This window comes from Mycobacterium sp. SMC-13, assembly GCF_045311035.1.
Lineage (GTDB): Bacteria > Actinomycetota > Actinomycetes > Mycobacteriales > Mycobacteriaceae > Mycobacterium.
This window is the reverse complement of sequence record NZ_JBJIAI010000009.1, coordinates 183,319-207,651: the sequence shown is the minus strand read 5'-3', so window position 1 is coordinate 207,651 and position 24,333 is coordinate 183,319. Positions and strand designations below refer to the sequence as shown.

The window sequence follows — 24,333 nt, the reverse complement described above, 5'->3', positions numbered from 1 at the left end:
CGTCCTTGCCTCGACTGCATGGCCTCATGCGTCAAGGTCCGCGACGGATGCGACATCGCATTCCTACCTGGCGAGCGTGCCCGACCCCCGAACGAGCGGACCTGGCGCCGTAGGCAATTGGTGAATACCCCACGGCGCCAGCGGTAAACGGGTCTGCGGTCAGTCGAGGCAGAACTCGTTGCCCTCCACGTCCTGCATGACGATGCACGACTCGTTGATGTCGTCGGCGGGAAGCAATCGCACGCGGACCGCACCGAGCGCGATCAGCCGTTCGCACTCCGCCTCGAGCGCGGCCAGTCGTTCGTCCCCGGCCAGACCGGTGGCCACGCGCACGTCCAGGTGCACGCGGTTCTTCACCGTCTTGCCTTCGGGTACGCGCTGGAAGAACAGGCGCGGGCCGACGCCTTCGGGATCAACGCACGCGAACTTCGAACCTCGATGTTCGGGTGGCAGTGCGTGGTCGAAGTCGTCCCACGATGCGAATCCCGGCGGTGGCGGCGGTACGACGTATCCCAGCACGTCGCACCAGAACCGCGCCACCCGCTCGGGTACCGCGCAGTCGAAGGTGACCTGAAACTTCTTGACATCAGCCATCATTCGCCCTCAGTGGTTCAGCTTACGAAGGCCGGCGACGGTGTCGGCCAAGGTGATGCGTGGATCGCGGTAGGTGACACCGAGTTCGCGCTCGCTCGGGGTGTCGTCCGAGTCGGGCATCTGGGTGTAGTACTGCATCGCGGCTTCGGTGAACGGCGTCTGGAACGGCAGCAATGGTCCCAGCCGATCAAGTACCTGGCCGGCCAGCCGCAGCACCGTGTCGGGAACCGGAACGGAGAACATGGTCTTGTCGCCGACTTCGCTCAACAGCCGAGCCAGCTCGTCCACCGGGATCCGATGGCCGCCGGCCATGTAGCGGCGGGGTCCCTTGCCCGGCTCCAGCAACGCCGCGTGGAGCTCGGCCAGATCCCGACCGTCGACCACCGTCCAGGCCGCGCTGCGGCCGGGAATCGCGCCGAGTTGAAGTGCCTGCGCCACGCCTTCGCCGGCCTCGCCGAACTGGTTGCCGACCGGCGGACCCATGACCATGCCGGGATAGGTGATGTTCACCGGCGCCCCGGCGTCCTGCATGCCGCGGGCGTAGATCTCGACCTGGGCTTTGGACCGTCCGTAGCCGTCGGTGCCGCCGAACACCGGAAGGTCGGCCTCGAGCTTGTCCACGTCGGGATTGAACAGCGCGGTGATGCTCGAGACGTGGATGATCGGATCGAGGCCCAGTTCGACGGCGCCGCCCAGCACGTTGCGCGCACCGTCCATGTTGGTACTCAGCATCTGCGCCGCCTGGTTCGGATCGGTGGCGACCAGCGCCGCGGCGTGCAGCACGGCGTCGCACCCGTCCAGCGCGCGCAGCACCGAGTCGCGATCGGTGATGTCGCCGACCACGTGGTCAGAGACGTCGACGCCCAATTGGGCCACGCTGGTCTGCAACCGAGCCGCGTTGCGCACCAGGAACCGGACCGAATGCCCCTTGTCCGCAATGGCTTTCGCACTCCAACCACCGACGAACCCGGTCCCGCCCGTGACCAGCACCCGCATGACGCCTACCCCCTCCGAAGTGAACTGCCGCTGCCCAGACGCTAGTACCTGCCTTCACGCCGCAGGGTGGATCCGCGCGATGTGGACATCACGCGTGCAGATGCGCGGTGCTTCGGGCCCCGGTGGCGCGGTGGAGGTGTGGACGGCTAATACGTTCGACCACGCCAGCTGACAAGTGGCACAACCGTAGGCTGCCACCGTGCACATCGACGTGATGACGGTTCCGCAGCCCTTGGCTCAGATGGGCACACTCGCCCAGCGCGCCCACGCCGCCGGATTCTCCGGTCTCCTGCTGACCGAGACGGGCCGGACCGCATATCTGAGTGCGGCCGTCGCGTCCCAGGCCGCTCCCGGACTCGAGCTGTCCACCGGTGTCGCGGTCGCGTTTCCGCGCAGCCCCTTCGTCACGGCGGCCTCGGCGTGGGAGCTCCAGGAAGCCACCGGCGGCAGGTTCCGGCTCGGTCTCGGCACCCAGGTGCGGACGCACGTGGTGCGGCGCTACGGCATGCCGTTCGAGCAGCCGGGCCCGCGGCTGCGCGATTATGTGCGCGCCGTGAAGGCGTGTTTCACGGCTTTCCGGACCGGCAAGCTCGACCATCACGGCGATTTCTACGACCTGGACTTCATCACGCCGCAGTGGAGCCCCGGACCGATCGATGCGCCCGATCCCAAGGTCGACATCGCCGCGGTGAATCCGTGGATGCTGCGCATGGCCGGCGAGGTCGCCGACGGCGTGCACATCCACCCGCTCGGCGAACCGGGCTACGTCACCCGCCACGTGCTGCCCAATGTGGCCGCCGGAGCCGAGAAGGCGGGCCGCTCCCCCGCCGACATCGACACGATCATCCCGGCCATGACGATCGTCGGCGACACCGACGAAGAACGCCACAACGAACGCGAATTCGTGCGCGCCAGCATGAGCTTCTACGGCAGCACCCCGAACTACGCCTTCATCTGGGACGAAGCCGGTTTCGACGGCACCACCGCGCGGTTGCGGGAGAAGCAGAAGGCGGGCGACATGGCCGGCATGATGGCGCAGATCACCGACGACCACATCGCCGCTTTCGTCACCGAGTCGACGTGGGATGACCTGGCGGACAAGCTGATTGCCAGATACGAGGGCGTCGCGACCCGCGTCGTCCTCTACAACGCCCTCGGCGGGACGGACCGTTTCGAGCGGTACGGCGAGATCGCCCGGCGGTTGTCAGCGCGCTAGCGTCGACTAACCCTGCACGGTCGGGCGGATGGTGATGTCCCCGATCTCGACGTCGTGCGGCTGCTCCATGGCGAAGGCGATCGCGCGGGCGACCGCCTCCGGCGGCAGCCCGAAGTCATCCATGTTGCGACGGATCTGGTTGCGAAGGGCCGGGTCGTCGATCGCGGCGTCGAGCTCGGTGCGGACGAAGCCCGGCGATATCGACGTCGTTCGTACGACGCCGTCCGTCGACTCCTGCCGCAGACCTTCCATCAGGGTTCGCACCGCGTTCTTCGCGGCCGCGTAAACCGCCTGCCCCGGAACGATTTTCAGCCCTGCCGTGGACACCGTCGTGATGAAGTGCCCGGCACCCTGTCGCCGGAACACCGGTAGCGCCGCGGCGATGCCGTGGAGCACGCCGCGCAGGTTGACGTCGATCATCTGCGACCAGCCGTCGGTGTCCAGGTCGGCGACCGGACCGATCTTGCCGATGCCGGCATTACTCACCAGGACATCCAGCCGACCGAACGCGTCCACCGCGGCGGCCACCAGTGCGTCGACGTCGGCCCGGTGTGTCACATCGGTCGGGCACGTGACCACCTGCCCGCCGGCGGCGCGGATCGCAACGCCCAACTCGTCGAGCCGGGCACCCCGGCGGGCGCCGAGAACCACCACCGCGCCCCGTTCGGCGAGCAGCCGGGCTGTTGCTTCGCCGATGCCACTGCTGGCGCCCGTGATGGCGACGACTTTGCCTGCGATACCGGTCATCTCAGCCCTGTCTACGCGCCGTGCCCCGGGCTGAGATCCTTCACATCGTCGAAGAACACCGGCTTGCCCCCGGTGCCGGAATCACCGCCCGCGACAGGTGCCAGCAGATGACCCACGTGGTCGCCCATGTCGAATCTCGCGATGATCTCGCCGACGAACCAGGCCAGCGCGGAATCGAGGACCGCAGAGCCTTCCGGCCCGACATGCCAGGCGCAGCGCTCGAATTTGTCGACGGCATCGCCCGTCTCACCGCCGAACAGCTCGGCCAGCTTCAACTCGTCGCGCGGCAGCAGGTGCACCGCAAGGTGAGTGGCCGTCCGCGCGATCGAGGTCGTGTGATTCGCCGTGGACAGCCCGACGAGGAACCTCGGCGGGTCGATGCTGGCCTGCGTGGCGAAGCCCACCAGGCATCCGGCGGTCTGACCGCCGGCCTGCACCGTGACCACGAACATCGGGTAGTCGAGCAGGTCGACGAAATCATCAAATGCGGTCTCTGGTTTCATCACCGGTCCTGGCCTCGGGTTTTGGGATACCGGAGTTGGGGTAGCCACTGCTCATTCTTGCAAACCGTCAACGGGTGCCGTCGATGGTCGATACCGGAGATGGGAGTCCTGCGTGAAGGCAGTTACCTGGCATGGCCGACGAGACGTCCGAGTCGACACCGTGCCCGACCCCGAGATCGAAGCGCCCACCGACGCCATCATCGAAGTCACCTCGACCAACATCTGCGGATCGGATCTGCACCTGTACGAAGTGCTCGGGGCGTTCATGCACGAGGGCGACATTCTCGGGCACGAACCCATGGGCATCGTTCGCGAGGTCGGCAGCGACGTCGACGGGTTGTCCGTCGGTGACCGGGTCGTCGTGCCGTTCCAGATTTCCTGCGGGCACTGCTACATGTGCGGCCAGCAGCTCTACACCCAGTGCGAGACCACGCAGGTTCGCGACCACGGCAAAGGTGCCGCGCTGTTCGGCTATTCGGAACTGTACGGGCAGATACCGGGCGGCCAAGCCGAATACCTCCGCGTGCCGCAGGCCCAGTTCACCCACATCAAAGTGCCTGAGGGACCGCCGGATTCGCGATTCGTCTACCTGTCGGACGTGCTGCCCACGGCGTGGCAGGCTGTCGCCTACGCCGACATTCCCGACGGCGGTAGCGTCACGGTGCTCGGGCTGGGGCCGATCGGCGACATGTGTGCGCGCATCGCTCAGCATCTCGGCTATCGGGTGATCGCCGTCGACCGGGTTCCGGAACGGTTGGCGCGGGCATCGGTGCGCGGTATCCACACCGTCGACCTCGACACCGTCGACGGCAGCATCGGCGACACCATCCGGGCGCTGACCGACGGCCGCGGCACCGACTCGGTGATCGATGCGGTGGGCATGGAGGCCCACGGATCGCCTGTGGCCCAGGCACTTCAGCGCATGACGGCGACGCTGCCCGACATGGTGGCAAAGCCGATGATGCAGAACTTCGGGGTCGATCGACTTCATGCGCTCTACTCGGCCATCGACATCGTCCGCCGCGGCGGGACCATCTCGTTGATCGGCGTGTACGGCGGCATGTCGGACCCGCTGCCGATGATGACGCTGTTCGACAAGCAGATCCAGCTGCGCATGGGCCAGGCCAACGTCAAGAGATGGGTCGACGACATCCTGCCGCTGCTCGGCGACGACGATCCGCTGGGCGTCGACACCTTCGCCAGTCACGTTCTGCCCCTTGATGATGCACCACATGCCTACGACATCTTCCAGAAGAAAACGGACGGTGCCGTGAAGGTGATGCTCAAGCCGTGAGCGGAAGGACCGATGACACTACCCCGAATGCAACCCGACCCGGGCGCCATCGCCGAGGCGAGAGCCATCGTCGGCGCCGTGGCGTCGGCCTTCTCCCATCAGGTCGTGGGCCAGGAGCACCTGCGTGAGACGATGCTCGTCGCGCTGCTCGGTGGCGGTCACCTGCTGATCGAGAGCGTTCCCGGTCTCGCCAAGACCACCGCGGCGCGCGTTCTTGCCGCGTCTGTCGGTGGCAGCTTCCGCCGCATCCAGTGCACGCCGGACCTGTTGCCCAGCGACATCATCGGCACGCAGATCTTCGAGGCCGACACCAACACGTTCACCACCCAACTGGGCCCGGTGCACGCCAACATCGTGTTGCTCGACGAGGTCAACCGCTCGAGCGCCAAGACGCAGAGCGCCATGCTCGAAGCGATGGAGGAACGTCAGACCACGATCGCCGGCGTCGAATACCCGATACCCGAGCCGTTTCTCGTCATCGCCACCCAGAACCCCGTCGACCAGGAAGGCACCTATCCCCTGTCGGAGGCCCAGACCGACCGCTTCATGCTCAAAGAGCTCGTGCACTATCCGTCGATCACGGACGAGATCGAGATCATCGACCGCATGGACGCCGGGCGGTACGACCGCGCCCGTCATCCGGCCCCCGTGGTCTCGCTCGACGACGTCCGGCGGGTGCAGGAGATCGTCCGCTCGGTCCACCTCGATCGCGCGCTCGTCGCGTACGCGAGCCGACTGGTCGACGTCACGCGCAGCCCCGCCCAACACCTACCGTCGCACCTCGCCCGACTCGTCGAATACGGCGCGAGCCCCCGCGCAACCATCGCCTTCTGCCGCGCCGCACGCGCGCTCGCCGTCATCCACGACCGCGGACACGTTGTTCCCGAGGATATTTCGATGCTCGCACACCGCGTGCTGCGGCATCGACTGATCCTCGGCTTCGAGGCCGCGAGCGCTCGGATCACGCCTGACGCAGTGGTCGACGCGGTACTGCAGACGGTCCCGGTGCCGTGAGGCCGACATGGGGAAACACCTCGACGCCGCGAAAATCCACATCGGCCGTGACCCGGGCAGCCTCCTGGAAGGCGGCCGCTACGCGCTGATCCACACCCGGAGCCTCGAGTTCGACGAACTACGCCCCTACGTCCCGGGCGACGACGTCCGGGACATCGATTGGAAGGCGAGTTCCCGGTCCGGCCACACCCTCATCAAGCAGTTCGTGTCCGAGAAGCACCACAAGATCGTGGTGGTCGCCGACGCCGGCCGAAACGTGTCGGCGCTCGCGCCATCGGGAGAGCTCAAGAAGGACATCATCATGCACGTCATCGGCGCGATCGGGCTCATGACGCTGCGCCGATCCGACGAGATAGGCCTGGTGGCGGGAGACCGCCGTGGTTGTATCGACACCCGCCTGCGGCGTGGCGAGACGCATATCGAGCGCATGCTGCACCACTACCTGCAGCTCGCCGGCGAATCCCCCGCTCGCAGCGATCTGCTGGTCCAACTGAAATGGCTGGCCACGCATTACCGCCACCGGCTCCTGGTCTTCATCGTGTCCGACGAACCCGAGATCAGTGACGCGTTGCAGAACGTGCTGCGCTCACTGACCGCCCGGCACGACGTCCTGTGGGCGCTGGTGACCGACATGCCACCGGTGGGATCCGGAGCCGGCCGCAGCTACGACGCCGCCGATGGACAGTTCCTGCTACCGCCGTCCGCACTCGACCGCGCCGTCACCGAAGCCTACCGGCGATCGGAAGACGAACGGCGCCAGAATCTTTCGGAGTTTCTGACCGTGTCCGGCGTACCGCATGCGCGAATCGGCGCGAGCACCCAGATCAAACCCGCCCTGACGGCGATGACGGGGGTCTACGCACGTGCCAGATGACGATCTGCTGCGCTACGTGGTCGGCCCCGAGCCCTATTCCGGGTGGTGGCCGTGGCTTTCGGCTGCGCTGATCGTCTGTGTAATCGCCTGGTATGCCTGGCTTTTCAAGGCGACGTCAGCGTCCCGCCGGATCGGCGACGTGCGGTTGATCCGAGTCGTGCGGGACGAGATGATCAAGCTGCGCGCGGTCCGGGACATTCGCGGCATCGCCAGGCGCCATCGATCGGGCGACCTCTCGGCGCCGGCTGCCGGGGCGGCGCTGAGCCGAGAAGTCCGCCGGTTCCTGCACGCCGCGACCGGGCTCCGCGTGCAGTACATGCACGTCGGCGCCATCGCAGCCGGCCCGGCCGGCGCCGCCGCACCGCTGCTGTCCGAACTCGTCGACGTGCAATTCAATCCGCGATCGGACGTCGATGTCGACGATGCCTGCGCGACCGCCGAAGGGCTGGTCAGGCGATGGAGCTGACCTGGCGGATTGCGGCGATCATCGGGTTCGTCGCGCTGGCGGCGTGCGTGGCGGTGGCCGTGCTCTGGCCACACCGCCAGCGTCCCGGCGATCTCAAACCGCTCGCCAACACCGGCCGCCTGACGCGGCTGCCCGAATACCGCCGGGCACAACGCCGGAACACGATCTCGGTGTGGTCCGCCGTCGTGCTCCTCGTGGTGGGTTTCGGTGCCGCCGTCGTGGCCACGGCACGACCCACGGGTCTGCCCACGCTCGATCGCCGGTCCGAAGCCGCTGCGCCGCAGGACATCATGATCTGCGTCGGCGCCCCGGTCTCCGATTCCCCCGTCAACGCGACGCTGCAGTTCTTCGCCGATGCGGCCCGGGAGTACCGCACCGAGCGGATCGGGCTGACGTCTGCCAATCGCCGTGTCGTCCCGTTGACTCGGGACTACCAGTACGTGGCCGCGGAGTTCACCGCCTATGGTCGGCAGATCAAGCGCAGCGACGCCAGACCGTTCGTCGCGCCCGTCCGCTACACCGGCTACACCCCGAACATCGAAGACCTCCTCGCGCTGTGCATGACCGGGTTCCCGCCGGCCGCCAAGGGCACGGCGACGCGCAGGTCACTCATTTACGTCGGGCCAGACGCTTCGAGCGGAGAGGCCGGCCGGCTGTTCGACGGCGCCGCGCTTCGAGACCTGGCTGCCACCAGCAAGATCCAGGTGAACGCACTCATCGTCGGCGCCGATGGGGGCACCGTTTCCGGCCTCGTGCACGACACCGGCGGCAGGTCGCACCCTGCCACTGATATCGGTGCGTCGTTGCGCGACATCACCCGCCATCCGCCCCCGGCCGATCGGACGAACGTCGCCGCCACACCGACAGAGACTCCGGACATCGCACTCGTGGTCGCCCTGCTCGCCGCCTGCGGTGCCGCATGGTGGCGACGGCGAAGCACCGAACACACCGGTTGGCGGACGTGGCGCTGGGCCGGATTCGGCCTGACCGTGGTGCTGTTGATCGCCGCCGGCACGCGCCCGGCGATCGGGGCGACACCCCCGCCGCCCCAGACCGCAGGCGCGCTCGAACCGAATGTCTTCCTGGTCGTCGACCGCTCGGCGGACATGGCGGCACCGGGACCCGACGGCCGCTCACGCGCGGCCGAGGCGAGTGCCGACATCGCGCAACTGATCGACCGCTATCCGACCGCGCGGTTCGCCGTCGTCGGATTCGCGTCCGGCCCAGCAGTGGAATGGCCGCTCTCGGCCGACGCGTGGAGTCTGAAGCCGGTCGTGACGGCTCCCATCACCTACCCCACACCGGAACCGGCACATACCGACGCCGGCGCGGCAAGTACGGTGCTGCGCTACCAGCTGCTCAGCGCAGCCCAGCAATACCCGGACGCCAAGAACCTCGTGTATTACCTCGGCGCGGGGACACCGGAATCCGCCACTCCGCAAAGGGAATTCGATCTACCGGAAGGTGTGGTCGCCGGCGGGGCCGTGATCGGTTACGGCGACGACGCGGTCCCCTCGCTACGGGCCGTTGCCGAGCAGATCGGGGTGCCGTATGTGCCGCGGCCCGCGGCCGGGCTGCCGCCCGAGGCGCTCACCGACGTCGCCCGCCCCGTCCAATCGCCCATCGGCTCGGGTCACAGTGGAACGGAACTCTACTGGGCGCTCTCAGGGCTCGCCGCCATGCTGCTTCTCATCGAACTGTTCCTGACGTTGCGGGAAGCGGCCCGCACCCGACTGGACCGGGTACGACTGTGAACACCGACCGACGAAAGCTGCGTCGCCGACTGCTCCTGGGCTCGGCGCCCGTCGTCGCCGCGGTGCTGATCCTCGCCGCGAAGCTGGCAACTGTCGCTGTCGTCGGCGACTCGGCGGTCACCGACTATGCGAACCGGGACACCGCCGCGCTGTCCGACGACGTCGCAATCCTGCGCCAGTTCAACGTGATCGAACCGGGCCGGACGTCGTACGCCGGCGGAAGCCTCGCGGTACTGCAGCACCGGCTCGGCGATGCCGACCGCGAATTCGGCCGCGCCCTGGCGCAGACCCCGGCCGACCGGTCGTGCCCGGTCCGGGTCAACCTCGAGCTGATCCGCGAAACCCTCGGCGATCAAGCTGCCGCAGCGGGCGACCGCGACGCGGCCGTCCGGCAGTACACCGCCGCCAGGGATGTGGTCACGCACGCGCCCGCCGACTGTTTCGCGGGCAACGCCGACCCCGATGCGCAGCGGCGCCGGATCCGCGCAGAGGCCCTGCCCCGGCTGGACGCCAAGCTCGCCGAGGCCGGCCCGCCGCCGGCCGCGCCGCCCCCACCCCCTCCGGCAGCACCGCCCCCGGCGCCGCCGCCCGCGGCCGGGGATGCCACGTCGACCCTTCCGCCACCGCTGCCCCCGCCGGACGGCGCCGACCCGATGCAAGGGCTGCAACAGATCCTGCGCGACGCGGCACGGTGACATCGGCAGGTGTGCCCGCGGTGACGTCTGGGTATGCACCATCGATGAGTGACACCGCTCTGTTGATCATCGACATGTTCAACGACTACCGGCACGAAGACGGTGAGGAACTTGCGGCGAATGTCGCCGAGATTCTCGATCCGTTGCACCGGCTGCTGACGGCGGCCCGATCACACCATGGTGTGGACGTCCTGTACGTCAACGACAACCATGAAGATTTCAGCGTCGGCGGCGAAGGCATCGTCGACGTCGCGTTGTCCGGGAGCCACCCCGAGCTCGTCAAGCCGCTGGTGCCGACACAGGGCAGCACCTTTCTGACCAAGGTGCGGCACAGCGTCTTCTACGCCACCGCTCTCGACTACCTGCTGCGGCAGCGTGGCGTCACCAGGCTGATCCTGACGGGTCAGGTCACCGAACAGTGCATTCTCTACAGCGCCCTCGACGGGTACCTGCGGCACTACGACGTCATCGTCCCACCCGACGCGGTCGCGCACATCGACCCGCAACTCGGTGACGCGGCGCTGAAGATGATGCGGCGCAACATGGGCGCCGAGATCATCGAATCCACGCGGTGTCTGCCCTGACGCGTCGGGCGCGCGTGTACCGACCGTGACACCGGGTATGCGCCCTGTGTGAACACGACACCACCGATAACCCCCATGGACACCGTGGCCGAAGTCGCGGCCCGTCTGCGCGTGGATTCGATCCGGTCCAGCACCAGTGCCGGATCCGGTCATCCCACGTCGAGCATGTCAGCCGCGGATCTCGTCGCCGTGCTGATCACCCGTCACCTGCGCTATGACTGGCGCGATCCGGCCGCCGTCACCAACGACCATCTCATCTTCTCGAAGGGCCACGCGTCACCGCTGTTGTATTCGGCCTTCGCGGCCGTCGGCGCGATCACCGACGAAGAACTGGTCGACGGCTACCGCAGGTTCGGGCAGCGCCTGCAAGGTCACCCCACACCGGTACTGCCGTGGGTGGACGTCGCGACAGGCTCGCTCGGTCAGGGACTGCCCGACGGCGTCGGACTCGCGCTGGCCGGGAAATACCTCGACGGCCTTCCGTACCGGGTGTGGGTGCTGTGCGGTGACAGCGAGATGGCCGAAGGCTCCATGTGGGAAGCGCTCGACAAGGCGTCGTACTACAAGCTGGACAACCTGGTCGCCCTCATCGATGTGAACAGGCTGGGACAGCGGGGCCCGACGGACCTCGGCTGGAACGTCGCGGCCTACGAGCGGCGCTGCCAGGCGTTCGGCGCCCGGACGGTCGTCATCGACGGCCACGACCTCACCGCGATCGATGAAGCCATGGCCGGCGTCGGTACTGCGGAAGCAGTGGACCGGCCGACGGTGATCATCGCCAAAACCATCAAGGGCAAAGGGTTCTCGGAGGTGGAGGACAGCCCGGACTGGCACGGCAAACCGTTGCCCGAAGACATGGCCGAACGGGCCATCGCCGAACTCGGTGGCCGGCGCCGACTGATCGTGCGCAGCCTCGAGCCACCGACGCCCGCTCCGGCAGAGGAATGGCGGGCGGCCGAGCCCGTCGACCTACCCACCTACGAACTCGGTGCGGACATCGCCACGCGAAAGGCCTACGGTGACGCGCTGGTGTCGGTCGGCAGTCGCAACCGGCACGTGGTCGCACTCGACGGCGAGGTCGGAAATTCCACCCACGCAGGCGAATTCGCGCGGGCATTTCCCGACCGCTACTTCGAGATGTTCATCGCCGAACAGCAGCTGGTGGCCGCGGCGACGGGCCTGAGCGTCCGCGGATACGTTCCGTTCGCCTCCACGTTCGCCGCGTTCCTGACGCGCGCCTACGACTTCATCCGTATGGGCGCGATCTCGAACGCGAATGTGAAACTTGTCGGCTCCCACGCCGGCGTCGAAATCGGCGCGGACGGCCCATCGCAGATGGCACTCGAAGATCTGGCGATGATGCGCGCCGTCCACGACGCCGTCGTGCTGTACCCGAGTGACGCCACCAGCACCGTCGCACTGGTGCAATCGATGGCCGAGACACCGGGAATCAGTTACCTGCGCACCACGCGCGGCGCCTACCCGGTGCTGTACGACGCCACCGAGGAGTTTCCGGTGGGCGGCGCCAAGCTCCTGCGCGTATCCGATCACGATGACGTCACCTTGATCGGTGCCGGTGTGACGGTGCACGAATGCCTCAGCGCCGCAAACGAACTCGCCGGGGAAGGCATCACCGCGCGGGTCATCGACTGTTACTCGATCAAACCGCTCGACGCGGCCACCGTCGCCGCGGCCGTCGCCGCCACCGGTGGCCGCGTCGTCGTCGCCGAGGACCACCACCCCGAGGGCGGTCTCGCGTCGGCGGTTCTCGATGCGCTCGTCGCTCACGATCTTGCCGATATCCGCCTCGCGCATCTGGCTGTCCGCGGCATGCCCGGTTCCGGCACGACACGCGAGCTGCTCGCCTGGGCGGGCGTCGACGCGGACCGCATCCGGGAAGCCGCGACGACGTTGATCGCCAAGAGCGTTGTCGACAGCACGCCGCGCTGAAGTTCGGGCTTGCGACAATGGACGCATGGTCGAGCAGAGCCTGTGGATGCAGAAAGTCGAAGCCGATCCCGGCCACTCGCAGTGGTACATCGAACGGTTCCGGGCGCTCGCCCGCGCCGGTGAGGATCTCGTCGGCGAAGCCCGCCTGATCGACGCGATGGCTGCCCGCGGCTCGCGAATCCTCGACGCCGGCTGCGGCCCCGGCCGGATCGGCGGCTACCTCGCCGCGGCCGGGCACGAGGTGGTCGGGGTGGACGTCGACCCCGCTCTCATCGCGGCCGCCGAAGAGGATCACCCCGGACCGCGCTGGCTGGTGGGCGACCTCGCCGAACTCGACCTGCCGGCCCGCGGCATACCGGAGCCCTTCGACCTGATCGTGTCGGCCGGCAACGTGATGACGTTCGTCGCCCCGAGCACCCGCGTGCAGGTGCTCTCCCGGCTCCGCGCCCACCTGGCCGACAACGGCCGTGTGGTGATCGGGTTCGGCGCCGGACGCGATTACGAATTCAATCAGTTCTTCCAGGACGCCAGCCGAGCCGGCCTCACCCCGGATCTGCTGCTCTCCACCTGGGATCTGCGGGTGTTCACCGACAAATCCGACTTCCTGGTCGCAGTCCTCATCCCGATCCCGCCCGGGTAGCGTGACACCGGTGAACCTCTCTCGCGTGTCTTCCTCCGTTGCCCTGACCGCCTGCGCCGCCTCCCTCGCCGTCGCCCTCACCGCGTGTGGCTCGGACGAGAAGCCACCGGCGGCGACCACGACGCAGGCGCCGCTGGTGACCACGACCCCGAGCGCGGCGACCGCCCTCGACAACTCCTCGACCGCCGCCGCCCGCACCTGCCCGACGGCAGAAGGACAGGGCGGCGCACCCGAGTGGACGCTGAGCGGCGCCACCGGCAGCGTCGCCGTCACCGGATCCACCGATACCGCGGCTCCGGTCGTCAGCGTCAAGGGCCCGTTCAGCGTGAACCAGACCCAGGTGCAGACGCTCAAGGCCGGCACCGGACCCGTCGTCCCCGAAACCGCGACGGTCTCGGTCTGCTACGCGGGCTTCAACGGGCGTGACGGATCGAAGTTCGACAGCGCCTATGACCGCGGCGCCCCGGCCACCTTCTCCCTCCTGCGCGTCGTGCCCGGTTTCCAGAAGGCCATCGCCGGACAGAAGGTCGGCTCCACCGTCGCCGTCGCGATGACGTCGGCCGACGGCTACCCCGACGGCCAGCCGAGCGCGGGCATCGAGAAGGGCGACTCGCTGGTCTTCGCGATCAAGATCCTCGACGTGTCGAACTGACCGTCATGCTGCGGCGGTGCGGCGAACCTGTCATCAAGAACTTGGTTCATCGTTACCGCGAAACACCGTCGAGCAAAGGTGGCCCCGACCTCAACTGACGCCACAATAGAAGTGTTGGAGTGCCGCGCTGGGGAGGACAGCGCAGCACGACAGCGCAGCATGTCAGTAGGTCGCCGCTGCCGCGACGGGAGGATATATGCGCAGCTCTGTCGGCACCGTCACCGTCGTCATGGTCGCGGTTCTGACCGCCGGATGTGGTAGCACCGCCGGTACACCCGTGCCGGTGACCACGCCGCCGATGGTGGCCCGGCCCCTCGTCGAACGCGAACTGGACGGTCTGCTGCTCAACCCCGACCAGGTCAACGCGACCATGGGGTCGGCCGCCATGACGGTGCTCAGCGCTCAGTCCACGATGTCGGACAACAGCGCCACGATGGCACCGCCGGAGTGCCTCGTCATCGACGGCGCCGCGGAAGCCGCGGTGTACGCGGGCAGCGGCTTCTGGGCCGAACGCGAGCAGAGCATGAACGACGGGGACAAGTTCACCCACTACCTCAAGCAGGCTGTCGTCCTGTTTCCGACGCAGGACAAGGCGCAGGAGTTCTTCAACACGCAAGCGCAGCTATGGCCGGCGTGCAAGCAGTACACCCACACGCAGAGTCAGTCGCAGTGGTCGGTCGGGCCGATCACCAACGCGCACGACACCCTCAGCGTCGTCGCGACAGAACAAGACGCGGCCGCACCCGGATGGGCATGCGGCCGCGCCTTGGCACACAAGAACAACGTCATCATCGACATCAACACGTGCAGTCCCAATCCGGCGGACACAGCGGTCCAGATCGCCACCCAGATCGGCACCAACGTCGCGGCACGATGGTGACGGCGGTGGCTACCCGCCGTTGGTCACCGGGTTCGACGTCAACGGGATGAAGCCGTCGTTGATCCAGACGCCCCACCGGCCGCCCCAGGCCGAGGTCCACACGACGGGCTGACCGTCCCACACCTCAGCCGGCTTCTTCGGGGCCCACGGCGGGACCTCCTCGCCCAGCCCGGGCGCCGGTGGCGGCGGCTGCGCAGCAGCCAGCGGCATACCGAAGCCGAGCGCGGCCGCGGCGAGCGAACCCGCGACGGCGGCGGCGGACAAGGTCTTCTTGATCGAGGTCATGCACACGCTCCCCTGCGTAGACTGCGATTACTTAGCGTATGTAATCACATTACGCCGTCGAGTCAGTGCGATGGGGTCGGCGCGAATCCGGCAGCCGGCGGCGGCGCGCCGGGACCACCCGGCGCCGGCGTGGCCGGAGCCGCACCCGGGGCGTCGTAGTACCCGGGCGGCGGTGGGCCGTTCAGCGGGTAGTAGCCCGGAGGCAGCGCCGGTCCACCGGTCTTGGGCCCGGTGTCGACGATCGGGTTCGACGACGCCGGATCGGTCAGTGAAATGAACCCTGGTGGCAGCTTGGGCGCCGGCCCCGCACCGGGCGGTGGTCCGGGTGCCTCCTCGGGCGGCATGGTGAGCGCCTCGATCGGGTTGCCGCTGTGGAACGTGTGCCAGATGTCCCGGAGATAGCCGAGCTGACCCGGCGTACTACCGGCGCCGTACTGCGGGTTCTCGATCTCGGGGACCGTCGGAGCGCCGATCGGAGGCGCGGCCACCGGGCCGCTGGGACCGCTCGCAGGCTCCACGACGGGCTGGCCGGGTGCGGGTGTCGTCGGTGTGGCCGGGTCCGCCGCAGCCGGACCGGCCGCCGCGAGCGCACCGGCCAGCAGCACACCGCCGACTATCACCGGCGCGTGGAAACGCTGTCGCTCGGTCTTCAAATGCTCGTCCGTCCTTTCAACCGGCGTCCGTAACGGGTCAGGCTATCGCGTGTACCGGCCTCCGTCATCTCGTTCGGGCCTGAAAAGCCCGGTACGCCGACCTGATTTCCGCGACCCGCGCCGCAGCGATCCCCCACGGTTTGTCGACCCCGACGCGTTCGTCGAGGTCCCACAGCACACAGTCCTCATCCGGTCCGGCGACTTTTTCCCACGCGATGACCGTCCGCCGGAGTTGCTCGTGCATCGGCTCCGACACGGCGCCGGCGGGCGCCCCGCCTTCGGGATGATGGTGCAGGAACCGGCCGTAGGCCGTGTCACAGAAGGCCGAATACCTTGCGGTACAGAGGATCAGCCCGTGCCAGGCCTCGTCGACGGCGTGCGACGGCATGCCGATCACCTGACCGTCGCGCATGGCCACCCCGCAACACCGCAACCACTGCCGCAGGCCCTCCGTCACGAGATCCCGTGGCTGCCAAGGGCACGTCTTGTACACCGCGTCCGGCAACTCGAGCTCTGCCACCGCGGCGTTCATCCGGTCCAGCGGCCCCTGACGCGTGAATCGCACCCTGCAACTCTATGTCGCGGTCGGCAAGTCGAGATCGGCCATCGCGGCCCGTCGCCGGGCTTCCCAGCGCCGCAGCGCCACCCGGCACGGCTCCTCCAGCAGCGCGTAACTCACCGCGGCCACCGCGAAGCCGAACGTCGTCGTCAGGACCATCACGACCGGCAGCGCACCGGGGAACGTCGTCTGCCCGATCATGGCGAGCACCATGTCGAGGGCGGCGAGGTGCCAGAGAAACAGACCGTACGACCAGCGGCCGAGCGTCACCATCGGGGCGCTGGCCAGCACCCGGTGCGGGCTGTCCGGGGTGTCCAGGACCAGCGGCGCCAGCAGCGCGCCGGCAATGACCGCCCCCAGTGCCGTCCGCACGATGAACTGGCCGAGGGTCGCGTGCTGGTGCCCGGCCGGCATCGCCAACGGTGAGGCCGCCACCACGAATGCGACGACCGCCACCGCCATCAGGGTCGAGCGTTGCCGGGCCGACCGGTGCGCCCAGCCGTACGGCCGGAACATCCACTCCGCCAACAACATCCCCACGGCGAACCACGAGGCGTAGGCCGGTAGCCAGTTGAGCGGATTGGCGCCGTGATACGCCGGGATCGGCAGATAACCCCAGCCGAAACTCAGCAGCGCCACTCCGGTGATGACCGGAATTCGCAGCCGCAGCGACAGTTTCGCGACCAGGAGCGCCAACAGGGGCACCACGAGATAGAAGGCCATCTCGACCGACAGGCTCCACATCTGCGTGAGCCCGGCGATCAGCGTCTTGGGGACGAAGACCTGCGTCAGGGTCAGATTCGCGATCCAGACCGCCCGGTCCGCGCCGTGCGCGTCGGGCAACAGGGTCAGCACCGCGACCACCGTCAGCAGATACGCCGGCATGATCCGGACCAGCCGGGAGCGGTAGTACGGCGCCACCTCGGGTTCGGCCCGCAGCCCGTGCGCCGCGGCGGCGTGCGGGCGCCACAGCAGGAAGCCCGACAACGCGAAGAACACGGCCACCGACAGGTCGAAGCGGGCCAGCAACCGGCCGACGACACCGTCGGTGTAGCCCGTCTGCAACGCCACGTGCGTGAGCACGACCCCCAGTGCCGCGGCCGCCCGCAGGCCCTCGACCGCAGGCAGGAACCCGCGAGTGCCGCTGACGGGCTCGGGGGCCGGGGTGGTCATGCGCCCAGTGTGCCCGAGAAGTGCACTCAGCTACCGAAAAGCCCCGCATCGACGACCCGGATGACCGGTGCGCCGTCCGCGTCGGACGCGGCCAGGTCGACTTCCACGTCGATACCCCAGTCGTGGTCATGCGCCGGGTCGTCCAGGATCTGACGGACGCGCCACACGTCGGGCGCCCGGTCGAAGATCAGCATCGCGGGTCCCCGCGCATCGGCCCCGGTGCCGATGTCGTCGTGCTCGGCGAAGTACTGCTCCCCCACCGCTTCCCAGCGCTGCGCCGCCCACCCCGACCCGGAATCCAGGTCCCCGAGTTCCGCCCAGCGGCGGCGGGCCCACAGCTCGACGCGCCGGAACAGCGCGTTGCGGACCATCGCGGTGAATGCCCGCTCGTTGCCGGTCAGTGGCCGCACCGGCGCCATCACCGCCACCTCGTCGACCTGATCAGCGCTGGTCAACTGTTCCCATTCGTCGAGCAGGCTCGAATCGACCTGGCGCACAAGCTCACCCAGCCATTCGACGATGTCGGTGAGCTCATCGGTCCGGGCGGCGGCCGGCACTCCCGAGCGCAGCGCCTTGACGGCATCCGACAGGTAGCGCAGCACCGCGCCCTCGGTGCGGGTCAGGCCATAGGCACTGACGTACTCCTTGAACGTCAGTCCCTGTTCCCACATCTCGCGCACGACGGACTTCGGCGCCGGGTGGCCGTCGGCCGCCCACGGGTTGCTCCGGCAGTACACCTCGAAACAGTGCGCCAGCAGTTCATCGAGCGGACGCGGGTAAGTGATGTCGTCGAGCAGTTCGATGCGCTCGTCGTACTCGATGCCTTCGGCCTTCATCGCCGCGACGGCCTCACCCCGGGCCTTCTTCAGCTGCGCCGCGAGGATTTGGCGTGGGTCCTCGAGCGTCGCCTCGATCACCGAAACCACATCGCGCGCAAACGTTTCCGAGTCCGGGTCGAGCAGCTCGACGGCCGCGAGCGCGAACGTCGACAACGGCTGGTTCAGCGCGAAATCCGGCGGCAGGTCCACCGTGAGGCGGTACCGGCGCCCGTCCAGTTCCGGCTCGGCCAGGCGTTCCAGTACCCCGGCCTGCAGCAGCGAACGCGCGATGCCGACCGCCTCGCGGATGTGTCGCAGCTGCCTCTTGCGCGGCTCATGGTTCTCACTGAGCAACCGGCGCATGGCCAGGCAGGGATCACCGGGACGGTCGACGACGTCGAGGATCATCGCCGTGGACACCCGCATGTTGCTCGTGAGCGCCTCCGGCGCCGCCTCGACGAGGCGCTTCATGGTGTTCTCACCCCAGGGGACCATGCCCTCGGGTGCCTTGCGGCGCACCAGCTTTCGGCGCTTTTTCGGGTCGTCGGCGACCTTGGCGAACTGCTTGAGGTTCTCGACCTCGTGCTCGGGCGCCTGCACGACGACGGTGCCCGCGGTGTCGTAGCCGGCCCGCCCGGCACGGCCGGCGATCTGGTGGAACTCGCGGGCATTGAGCAGCCGGGTACGGGTGCCGTCGTACTTCGACAACGCCGAGAAGACGACGGTGCGGATCGGCACGTTGATGCCCACACCGAGCGTGTCGGTGCCGCAGATGACCTTCAGCAGCCCGGCCTGCGCGAGCTGTTCCACCAGCCGCCGGTACTTGGGCAGCATGCCGGCGTGGTGCACACCGATGCCGTGGCGCACCAGCCGCGACAGCGTCGAGCCGAACGCCGTCGTGAAACGGAAGCCGCCGATGTGGTCGGCGATGGCGGCCTTCTCCTCCTTGGTACTCACGTTGACGCTCATCAGCGCCTGCGCCCGCTCCAGCGCCGCCGCCTGCGTGAAATGGACGACGTAGATCGGTGACTGTTTGGTCTGCAACAGGTCGGCGATGGTCTCGTGCATCGCGGTCGTCGCATAGCTGTAGAACAGCGGCACCGGGCGTTCGGCGCCGGCCACCAGCGCGGTCGGGCGGCCGGTACGCCGGGTGAGGTCCTCGCGCAACACGGTCACGTCGCCGAGCGTCGCCGACATCAACAGGAACTGCGCCCTGGGCAATTCGAGCAGCGGCACCTGCCACGCCCAGCCGCGGTCGGGGTCGCCGTAGAAATGGAACTCGTCCATCACCACCAGACCGATGTCCGCGTCGGCGCCTTCCCGCAGCGCGATGTTCGTAAGGATCTCGGCCGTGCACGCGATGATCGGCGCACTGGCGTTGACCGCCGCGTCGCCGGTGAGCATGCCCACGTTCGCGGCGCCGAACACGTCGCACAGGGCGAAGAACTTCTCGCTGACCAAGGCCTTGATCGGCGCGGTGTAGTAGCTGCGCCGGTTCGCCGCGAGCGCGAAGTACACCCCGCCCGTGGCCACCAGCGACTTGCCGGAACCGGTCGGCGTCGCCAGGACGACGTTGGCGCCGCTGACCAACTCGATGAGCGCCTCCTCCTGCGCCGGGTACAGCGCCGTCCCCGCCGCCTCGGCCCACTCGGCGAACGCCGCGAGCAGTTCGTCGGGGTCAGCGCCCGTCGCGCGCAGCGCGGACAGGTCGGCGGGGTCGTCCAGGAGGGATATGCGGGGTGCCATCGTGGACACCAGCCTGCCCGATCACCGGACGCGCGTCAGCGGCGGGCAGGCTGCGCGCAGGCAAGATGGCTCGTGTGACGTGGTTGATCCCCGACGCGCTCATCGTGGCGCTGTCCCCCATGGCGGTCCTGCCGCCGGTGCTGCTCCTGCTGTACTCGGACCGGCCCCGCAGCACCGGCCTGACCTACCTGGGCGGGTGGCTCGCCGGGATGGCGGCCGTCATCAGCACGGTGGTGCTGGTATCGCCCGTCGGCCGGTCGCACGCCGCCGCGACCAGTTCGCGGTTGCAGCTCGGCATCGGCATCGCGCTGATCGTGCTCGGTGTCGTCACGTGGCTGCGGCGCGCGCACTACGCGCAGGCGACGGGCTGGCTGACGCGGCTGCAGTCCGCGTCGCCACTGGTCACCGGCGTCACCGGGGTGGTCTTCGCCGTCGCGAACCCGAAGTTCATCCTGGCGTGCGTCGCCGGCGGCGTGGCCATCGACGCGCTGCTGACCGCGCCCGTCGAAAAGGCCGGTGCCGTCGGCTTTTTCGTCGTACTGGCCGGCTCCACCACCGCCGCACCGATCCTGGCGCACCTGGTGGCCGCGCGGTACGCCGAGAAGGGCCTGGAGCGGATGCGCCACTGGGTGCAGGAACACACCGCCGCGATCACCGCCGTGACACTGACGGCCGTCGGCACGCTGCTGGTCGTGGTGGCCGGAATCCCCACCGCCGCAGCCGATCAGGTCGCCCGGCTCCGCCCCGTCGTGCTCGAACGGTTCGACCACGACCCCGTCGCGTTCACCGAGGGCATGTTCGTCGACGGACCGACGCTGTACGAGAGCACGGGCCTCGAAGGAAAGTCCGAGCTGCGCGAACTCGACGCCGACACCGGACAGCTGCGGCGCGCGGTCCCGCTGCCGCCGGCCTATTTCGGCGAGGGCATCGCCGATGCCGGCCCGCACCTGTGGCAGCTGACGTACGAGAACGGCGTCGCCATCGAATGGGACAAGGCCACGCTGACGATGCTGCGCGAGGTCCCGCTCGACGGTCAGGGCTGGGGCCTGTGCCGCACGGGTGACCGGCTGATCCGCAGCGACGGATCCGCGGTGCTGCGCTTCCACCGTCTCGACGACATGCGGGAAACAGGCACCCTCGCCGTGACCTACAACGGAATTCAGGTCACCGGGCTCAACAGCCTCGACTGCGCCGGAAACCGGATCTGGGCCAACGTGTTCCCGACCGACCAGATCATCGAGATCGACGCCAACACGGGCGTCGTCACCGCCGTCGTCTATGCCACCGGCCTGCGCGACGCCGCCTGGCAGGGCGACATCGGCGTCCTCAACGGCATCGCGCATCTCGGCGGCGCCGGCGGCAATGGGCAGTTCCTGGTCACGGGCAAGTACTGGCCGGCGGTCTACCGGGTGCGGTTCGAACCGGCGACAGCGGCGGAAATTCAGGTGCGCTGACGACTGCCGGATGTGACGATCAGCGCCATGCCGAGTTCACTGATCGAGGTCCGACGTCAGTACAGCCAGCCCGACGAGGTCGCCCTCATCGATGCCGTCCACGCGGCACTGGTCGCCGCGTTCCAGATCCCGGTCGGCGACAAGCACGTCCGGCTCCTGGTCCATGAGCCGCACCGGTTTTCGCACGCGCCGCATCTCGCGCATCCCGAGCGGTACACCCTGGTGACCATCGACTGTTTCGCCGGCCGGTCGGTGGACGCCAAGCGCGCGCTGTACCGCGAGATCACGGGCCGCCTCGGCGCCTTCGACATCCCCGCCGACCACATCACGATCCTGCTGCGCGAGAGTGCGCTCGAGAACTGGGGCGTCCGCGGCGGGCAGGCCGCCTGCGACGTCAACCTCGGCTTCGATGTGAATGTCTGATCGCGTATTCACGGCAGCCCCGCGGCGATAGGCTCGGAGAGCTCATCGGAAACCAGCTCAGCAAGGAGCAGTCCATGACTCTCGAAGCAGTGGCGACGTCGTTCGAGCAGAACGTCGCCGACGTGCAGGAGTATTTCGACAGTCCGCGTTTCGACGGCATCACGCGGCTCTACACCGCGCGTCAGGTCGTCGAACAACGCGGCACCATCCCGTCCGACTATCCGGTGGCCCGGCAGGCCGCCGAAGCGTTCTATCCGCGGCTGCGCGAACTGTTCGCGCAGAAGAAGAGCATCACGACGTTCGGGCCGTATTCCCCCGGCCAGGCGGTGGTGATGAAGCGGATCGGCATCGAAGGCATCTACCTCGGTGGCTGGGCCACCTCGGCCAAGGGCTCCATCAGCGAGGACCCCGGGCCCGACCTGGCCAGCTACCCGCTGAGCCAGGTGCCCGACGAAGCCGCCGGGCTGGTGCGTGCGCTGCTGACCGCGGACCGCAACCAGCAGTACCTGCGCCTGCAGATGACCGAGGAACAGCGCGCAGCGACCCCCGCGATCGACTACCGGCCGTTCATCATCGCCGACGCCGACACCGGTCACGGTGGAGATGCCCACGTACGCAACCTGATTCGCCGTTTTGTCGAGTCGGGAGTGCCTGGCTACCACATCGAGGACCAGCGGCCCGGTACCAAGAAATGCGGCCACCAGGGTGGCAAGGTGCTGGTGCCGTCGGATGAACAACTCAAGCGCCTCAACACCGCGCGCTTCCAGCTGGACATGATGGGCGTGCCGGGAATCATCGTCGCGCGCACCGACGCCGAGGCCGCGAACCTCATCGACAGCGCCGCCGACGAGCGTGACCAGCCGTTCCTGCTGGGCGCCACCAACCTCAACATCCCGTCCTACAAATCCTGTTTCCTGGCGATGGTGCGCCGCTTCCACGACAAGGGCGTCACCGACCTGCGCGGGCACCTGCTGTACGCGTTGCCCGAGGGCCAGTACGCGGCCGCCGACGCCTGGCTGGACAGCCACGGCATCGCGGGCCTCATCGACGAGGCGGCCGCGGCCTGGGACCAGAATTCCGGGCAGTCGGTCGACGCGGTGTTCGACAAGGTCGAGTCGAAATTCGTCGAGGCGTGGCAGGCGGATTCGGGCCTGAACACCTACTGCGAAGCCGTGGCCGAAGTGCTGCAGTTCCGGGCCAAGGAGGGTGAGGCCACCACGGTGAGCCCCGAGGAGTGGCGCAAGTTCGCGGCCCGCGCGTCGCTGTATGCGGCGCGGGAGAAGGCCCGTGAGCTGGGCGCCGACGTGGCGTGGGACTGTGAGCTCGCCAAGACCCCGGAGGGCTACTACCAGGTGCGCGGCGGCATCCCGTACGCGATCGCGAAATCCCTTGCGGCCGCGCCGTTCGCGGACATCCTGTGGATGGAGACGAAAACCGCGGACCTGGCCGACGCCCGGGAATTCGCGGAGGCCATCCACGCCGAATTCCCCGACCAGATGCTGGCGTACAACCTGTCGCCGTCGTTCAACTGGGACACCACCGGCATGACCGATGACGAAATGCGGGCGTTCCCAGAGGAACTCGGCAAGATGGGGTTCGTCTTCAACTTCATCACCTACGGCGGCCACCAGGTGGACGGTGTGGCGTGCGAGGAGTTCGCGACATCCCTGCGACAGGAGGGCATGCTGGCCCTGGCCCGGCTGCAACGCAAGATGCGGCTCGTCGAATCTCCCTACCGCACACCGCAAACGCTCGTCGGCGGTCCGCGCAGCGATGCCGCGCTGGCCGCGTCGTCGGGGCGGACCGCGACCACCAAGGCGATGGGTGCCGGCTCCACGCAACACCAGCACCTGGTCCAGACCGAGGTGCCCAAGAAGCTCCTCGAAGAGTGGCTGACCATGTGGAGCGATCACTACCAGATCGGCGAGCAGCTGCACGTACAACTGCGGCCCCGCCGCGCCGGTTCCGACGTCCTGGATCTCGGCATCTACGGCAGCGGCGACGAGCCGCTGGCCAACGTCGTCGTCGACCCGATCAAGGACCGCTACGGCCGCAACATCCTCACGGTGCGCGACCAGAACACCTTCGCCGAGAAGCTGCGGCAGAAGCGCCTGATGGATCTGATCCACGTGTGGCTGATCCACCGGTTCAAGTCGGAGATCGTCTACTACGTGACGCCGACGGAGGACAACATCTACCAGACCGAGAAGATGAAGTCGCACGGCCTGTTCAGCAACGTCTATCAGGAGGTCGGCGAGATCATCGTCGCCGATGTCAACAAGGCGCGGATCGACGAACTGCTGGCGCCGGACCGCGAGGCCCTCGGCCGCTTGATCCGCAAGGAGGACTAGCCGGTCGGGTCG

24 protein-coding genes are annotated in these 24,333 nt (G+C 68.3%); 15 read left to right on the top strand and 9 right to left on the bottom strand.

The window, feature by feature from the left end; translation table 11 throughout:
• Positions 1-159: 159 nt before the first annotated feature.
• Together ACJH6I_RS15820 and ACJH6I_RS15815 are read right to left on the bottom strand one after the other, a co-directional pair.
• Entirely contained in the window at positions 160-594 is a 435-nt protein-coding gene (locus ACJH6I_RS15820) for a VOC family protein (RefSeq protein WP_318985010.1), read from the bottom strand.
• A gap of 9 nt (positions 595-603) precedes the next feature.
• The gene (locus ACJH6I_RS15815; protein ID WP_212811382.1) at positions 604-1,590 is read right to left on the bottom strand and encodes an NAD-dependent epimerase/dehydratase family protein; all 987 of its coding nucleotides are present in this window, start codon (positions 1,588-1,590) and stop codon (positions 604-606) included.
• A 199-nt stretch (positions 1,591-1,789) separates the two neighbouring features.
• Between ACJH6I_RS15815 and ACJH6I_RS15810 the strand changes: the two genes are divergently transcribed.
• Positions 1,790-2,806: a TIGR03617 family F420-dependent LLM class oxidoreductase gene (locus ACJH6I_RS15810; RefSeq protein WP_318985009.1), complete on the top strand. Its 1,017-nt coding sequence runs from the start codon at positions 1,790-1,792 to the stop codon at positions 2,804-2,806.
• Between the two features lie 6 nt (positions 2,807-2,812).
• Here ACJH6I_RS15810 and ACJH6I_RS15805 read toward each other — a convergent pair whose 3' ends face one another.
• Together ACJH6I_RS15805 and ACJH6I_RS15800 are read right to left on the bottom strand one after the other, a co-directional pair.
• A complete protein-coding gene (locus ACJH6I_RS15805) occupies positions 2,813-3,553 on the bottom strand; it encodes an SDR family oxidoreductase (RefSeq protein WP_318985008.1) in 741 nt (246 codons plus the stop codon).
• An 11-nt stretch (positions 3,554-3,564) separates the two neighbouring features.
• A complete protein-coding gene (locus ACJH6I_RS15800; RefSeq protein ID WP_406774623.1) occupies positions 3,565-4,059 on the bottom strand; it encodes a flavin reductase family protein in 495 nt (164 codons plus the stop codon).
• Positions 4,060-4,168: 109 nt separating this feature from the next.
• Between ACJH6I_RS15800 and ACJH6I_RS15795 the strand changes: the two genes are divergently transcribed.
• The 11 genes from ACJH6I_RS15795 (at position 4,169) to ACJH6I_RS15745 (ending at position 14,859) form a co-directional block, all read left to right on the top strand.
• Positions 4,169-5,350, top strand: coding sequence for a zinc-dependent alcohol dehydrogenase (locus tag ACJH6I_RS15795; RefSeq protein ID WP_318985006.1), 1,182 nt, complete (start codon positions 4,169-4,171; stop codon positions 5,348-5,350).
• 12 nt (positions 5,351-5,362) lie between these two features.
• Positions 5,363-6,364, top strand: a complete 1,002-nt coding sequence (locus tag ACJH6I_RS15790) for an AAA family ATPase (protein ID WP_318985005.1) — start codon at positions 5,363-5,365, stop codon at positions 6,362-6,364.
• 7 nt (positions 6,365-6,371) lie between these two features.
• A complete protein-coding gene (locus tag ACJH6I_RS15785) occupies positions 6,372-7,238 on the top strand; it encodes a DUF58 domain-containing protein (protein WP_318985004.1) in 867 nt (288 codons plus the stop codon).
• Entirely contained in the window at positions 7,228-7,704 is a 477-nt protein-coding gene (locus ACJH6I_RS15780; protein ID WP_318985003.1) for a hypothetical protein, read from the top strand. The genes ACJH6I_RS15785 and ACJH6I_RS15780 overlap by 11 nt, the downstream gene beginning before the upstream one ends.
• A complete protein-coding gene (locus ACJH6I_RS15775; protein ID WP_318985002.1) occupies positions 7,695-9,458 on the top strand; it encodes a hypothetical protein in 1,764 nt (587 codons plus the stop codon). Before ACJH6I_RS15780 ends, ACJH6I_RS15775 begins: the two co-directional genes overlap by 10 nt.
• Complete coding sequence (locus tag ACJH6I_RS15770) at positions 9,455-10,153, top strand: hypothetical protein (RefSeq protein WP_244872536.1); 699 nt, start codon at positions 9,455-9,457, stop codon at positions 10,151-10,153. Before ACJH6I_RS15775 ends, ACJH6I_RS15770 begins: the two co-directional genes overlap by 4 nt.
• Positions 10,154-10,197: 44 nt before the next feature.
• Positions 10,198-10,737: an isochorismatase family cysteine hydrolase gene (locus tag ACJH6I_RS15765; RefSeq protein WP_318985001.1), complete on the top strand. Its 540-nt coding sequence runs from the start codon at positions 10,198-10,200 to the stop codon at positions 10,735-10,737.
• Between the two features lie 48 nt (positions 10,738-10,785).
• Positions 10,786-12,687 carry a transketolase gene (locus tag ACJH6I_RS15760; RefSeq protein WP_318985000.1) on the top strand — a complete coding sequence of 634 codons (1,902 nt, stop codon included), beginning with the start codon at positions 10,786-10,788 and terminating at the stop codon, positions 12,685-12,687.
• Between the two features lie 25 nt (positions 12,688-12,712).
• Positions 12,713-13,327, top strand: a complete 615-nt coding sequence (locus tag ACJH6I_RS15755; RefSeq protein ID WP_212811371.1) for a bifunctional 2-polyprenyl-6-hydroxyphenol methylase/3-demethylubiquinol 3-O-methyltransferase UbiG — start codon at positions 12,713-12,715, stop codon at positions 13,325-13,327.
• A gap of 10 nt (positions 13,328-13,337) precedes the next feature.
• Positions 13,338-13,979 carry an FKBP-type peptidyl-prolyl cis-trans isomerase gene (locus tag ACJH6I_RS15750; RefSeq protein WP_318984999.1) on the top strand — a complete coding sequence of 214 codons (642 nt, stop codon included), beginning with the start codon at positions 13,338-13,340 and terminating at the stop codon, positions 13,977-13,979.
• Positions 13,980-14,175: 196 nt separating this feature from the next.
• Complete coding sequence (locus ACJH6I_RS15745) at positions 14,176-14,859, top strand: sensor domain-containing protein (protein WP_212811369.1); 684 nt, start codon at positions 14,176-14,178, stop codon at positions 14,857-14,859.
• 9 nt (positions 14,860-14,868) lie between these two features.
• On the opposite strand, the gene ACJH6I_RS15740 is transcribed toward ACJH6I_RS15745, so the two are convergent.
• From ACJH6I_RS15740 to ACJH6I_RS15720, 5 genes are all read right to left on the bottom strand, one after another.
• Positions 14,869-15,144, bottom strand: a complete 276-nt coding sequence (locus tag ACJH6I_RS15740) for a hypothetical protein (protein WP_174557662.1) — start codon at positions 15,142-15,144, stop codon at positions 14,869-14,871.
• 62 nt (positions 15,145-15,206) lie between these two features.
• On the bottom strand, positions 15,207-15,797 hold the full coding sequence (locus tag ACJH6I_RS15735; RefSeq protein WP_244872535.1) for a hypothetical protein: 591 nt from the start codon (positions 15,795-15,797) through the stop codon (positions 15,207-15,209).
• A 64-nt stretch (positions 15,798-15,861) separates the two neighbouring features.
• Positions 15,862-16,329, bottom strand: coding sequence for a hypothetical protein (locus tag ACJH6I_RS15730; RefSeq protein ID WP_212814804.1), 468 nt, complete (start codon positions 16,327-16,329; stop codon positions 15,862-15,864).
• A 42-nt stretch (positions 16,330-16,371) separates the two neighbouring features.
• A complete protein-coding gene (locus ACJH6I_RS15725) occupies positions 16,372-17,529 on the bottom strand; it encodes an acyltransferase (protein WP_318984998.1) in 1,158 nt (385 codons plus the stop codon).
• Positions 17,530-17,555: 26 nt separating this feature from the next.
• Positions 17,556-20,093: a DUF3516 domain-containing protein gene (locus ACJH6I_RS15720; RefSeq protein ID WP_318984997.1), complete on the bottom strand. Its 2,538-nt coding sequence runs from the start codon at positions 20,091-20,093 to the stop codon at positions 17,556-17,558.
• Between the two features lie 74 nt (positions 20,094-20,167).
• On the opposite strand from ACJH6I_RS15720, the gene ACJH6I_RS15715 reads away from it, so the two are divergent.
• The 3 genes from ACJH6I_RS15715 (at position 20,168) to aceA (ending at position 24,321) form a co-directional block, all read left to right on the top strand.
• Positions 20,168-21,547, top strand: a complete 1,380-nt coding sequence (locus ACJH6I_RS15715; RefSeq protein WP_318984996.1) for a glutaminyl-peptide cyclotransferase — start codon at positions 20,168-20,170, stop codon at positions 21,545-21,547.
• Between the two features lie 27 nt (positions 21,548-21,574).
• Positions 21,575-21,970, top strand: a complete 396-nt coding sequence (locus ACJH6I_RS15710; RefSeq protein ID WP_212811365.1) for a tautomerase family protein — start codon at positions 21,575-21,577, stop codon at positions 21,968-21,970.
• A 74-nt stretch (positions 21,971-22,044) separates the two neighbouring features.
• Complete coding sequence (aceA, locus tag ACJH6I_RS15705; RefSeq protein ID WP_318984995.1) at positions 22,045-24,321, top strand: isocitrate lyase ICL2; 2,277 nt, start codon at positions 22,045-22,047, stop codon at positions 24,319-24,321.
• The last annotated feature ends 12 nt before the right edge of the window (positions 24,322-24,333 follow it).

Coding starts and splice junctions, on each gene's coding strand:
- ACJH6I_RS15765 (WP_318985001.1), top strand. CDS start 10,198: ATGAGTGACACCGCTCTGTTGATCATCGACATGTTCAACGACTACCGG.
- ACJH6I_RS15725 (WP_318984998.1), bottom strand. CDS start 17,529: ATGACCACCCCGGCCCCCGAGCCCGTCAGCGGCACTCGCGGGTTCCTG.
- ACJH6I_RS15710 (WP_212811365.1), top strand. CDS start 21,575: ATGCCGAGTTCACTGATCGAGGTCCGACGTCAGTACAGCCAGCCCGAC.
- ACJH6I_RS15720 (WP_318984997.1), bottom strand. CDS start 20,093: ATGGCACCCCGCATATCCCTCCTGGACGACCCCGCCGACCTGTCCGCG.
- ACJH6I_RS15815 (WP_212811382.1), bottom strand. CDS start 1,590: ATGCGGGTGCTGGTCACGGGCGGGACCGGGTTCGTCGGTGGTTGGAGT.
- ACJH6I_RS15790 (WP_318985005.1), top strand. CDS start 5,363: ATGACACTACCCCGAATGCAACCCGACCCGGGCGCCATCGCCGAGGCG.
- ACJH6I_RS15740 (WP_174557662.1), bottom strand. CDS start 15,144: ATGACCTCGATCAAGAAGACCTTGTCCGCCGCCGCCGTCGCGGGTTCG.
- ACJH6I_RS15805 (WP_318985008.1), bottom strand. CDS start 3,553: ATGACCGGTATCGCAGGCAAAGTCGTCGCCATCACGGGCGCCAGCAGT.
- ACJH6I_RS15730 (WP_212814804.1), bottom strand. CDS start 16,329: ATGAACGCCGCGGTGGCAGAGCTCGAGTTGCCGGACGCGGTGTACAAG.
- ACJH6I_RS15820 (WP_318985010.1), bottom strand. CDS start 594: ATGGCTGATGTCAAGAAGTTTCAGGTCACCTTCGACTGCGCGGTACCC.
- aceA (WP_318984995.1), top strand. CDS start 22,045: ATGACTCTCGAAGCAGTGGCGACGTCGTTCGAGCAGAACGTCGCCGAC.
- ACJH6I_RS15755 (WP_212811371.1), top strand. CDS start 12,713: ATGGTCGAGCAGAGCCTGTGGATGCAGAAAGTCGAAGCCGATCCCGGC.
- ACJH6I_RS15785 (WP_318985004.1), top strand. CDS start 6,372: ATGGGGAAACACCTCGACGCCGCGAAAATCCACATCGGCCGTGACCCG.
- ACJH6I_RS15775 (WP_318985002.1), top strand. CDS start 7,695: ATGGAGCTGACCTGGCGGATTGCGGCGATCATCGGGTTCGTCGCGCTG.
- ACJH6I_RS15745 (WP_212811369.1), top strand. CDS start 14,176: ATGCGCAGCTCTGTCGGCACCGTCACCGTCGTCATGGTCGCGGTTCTG.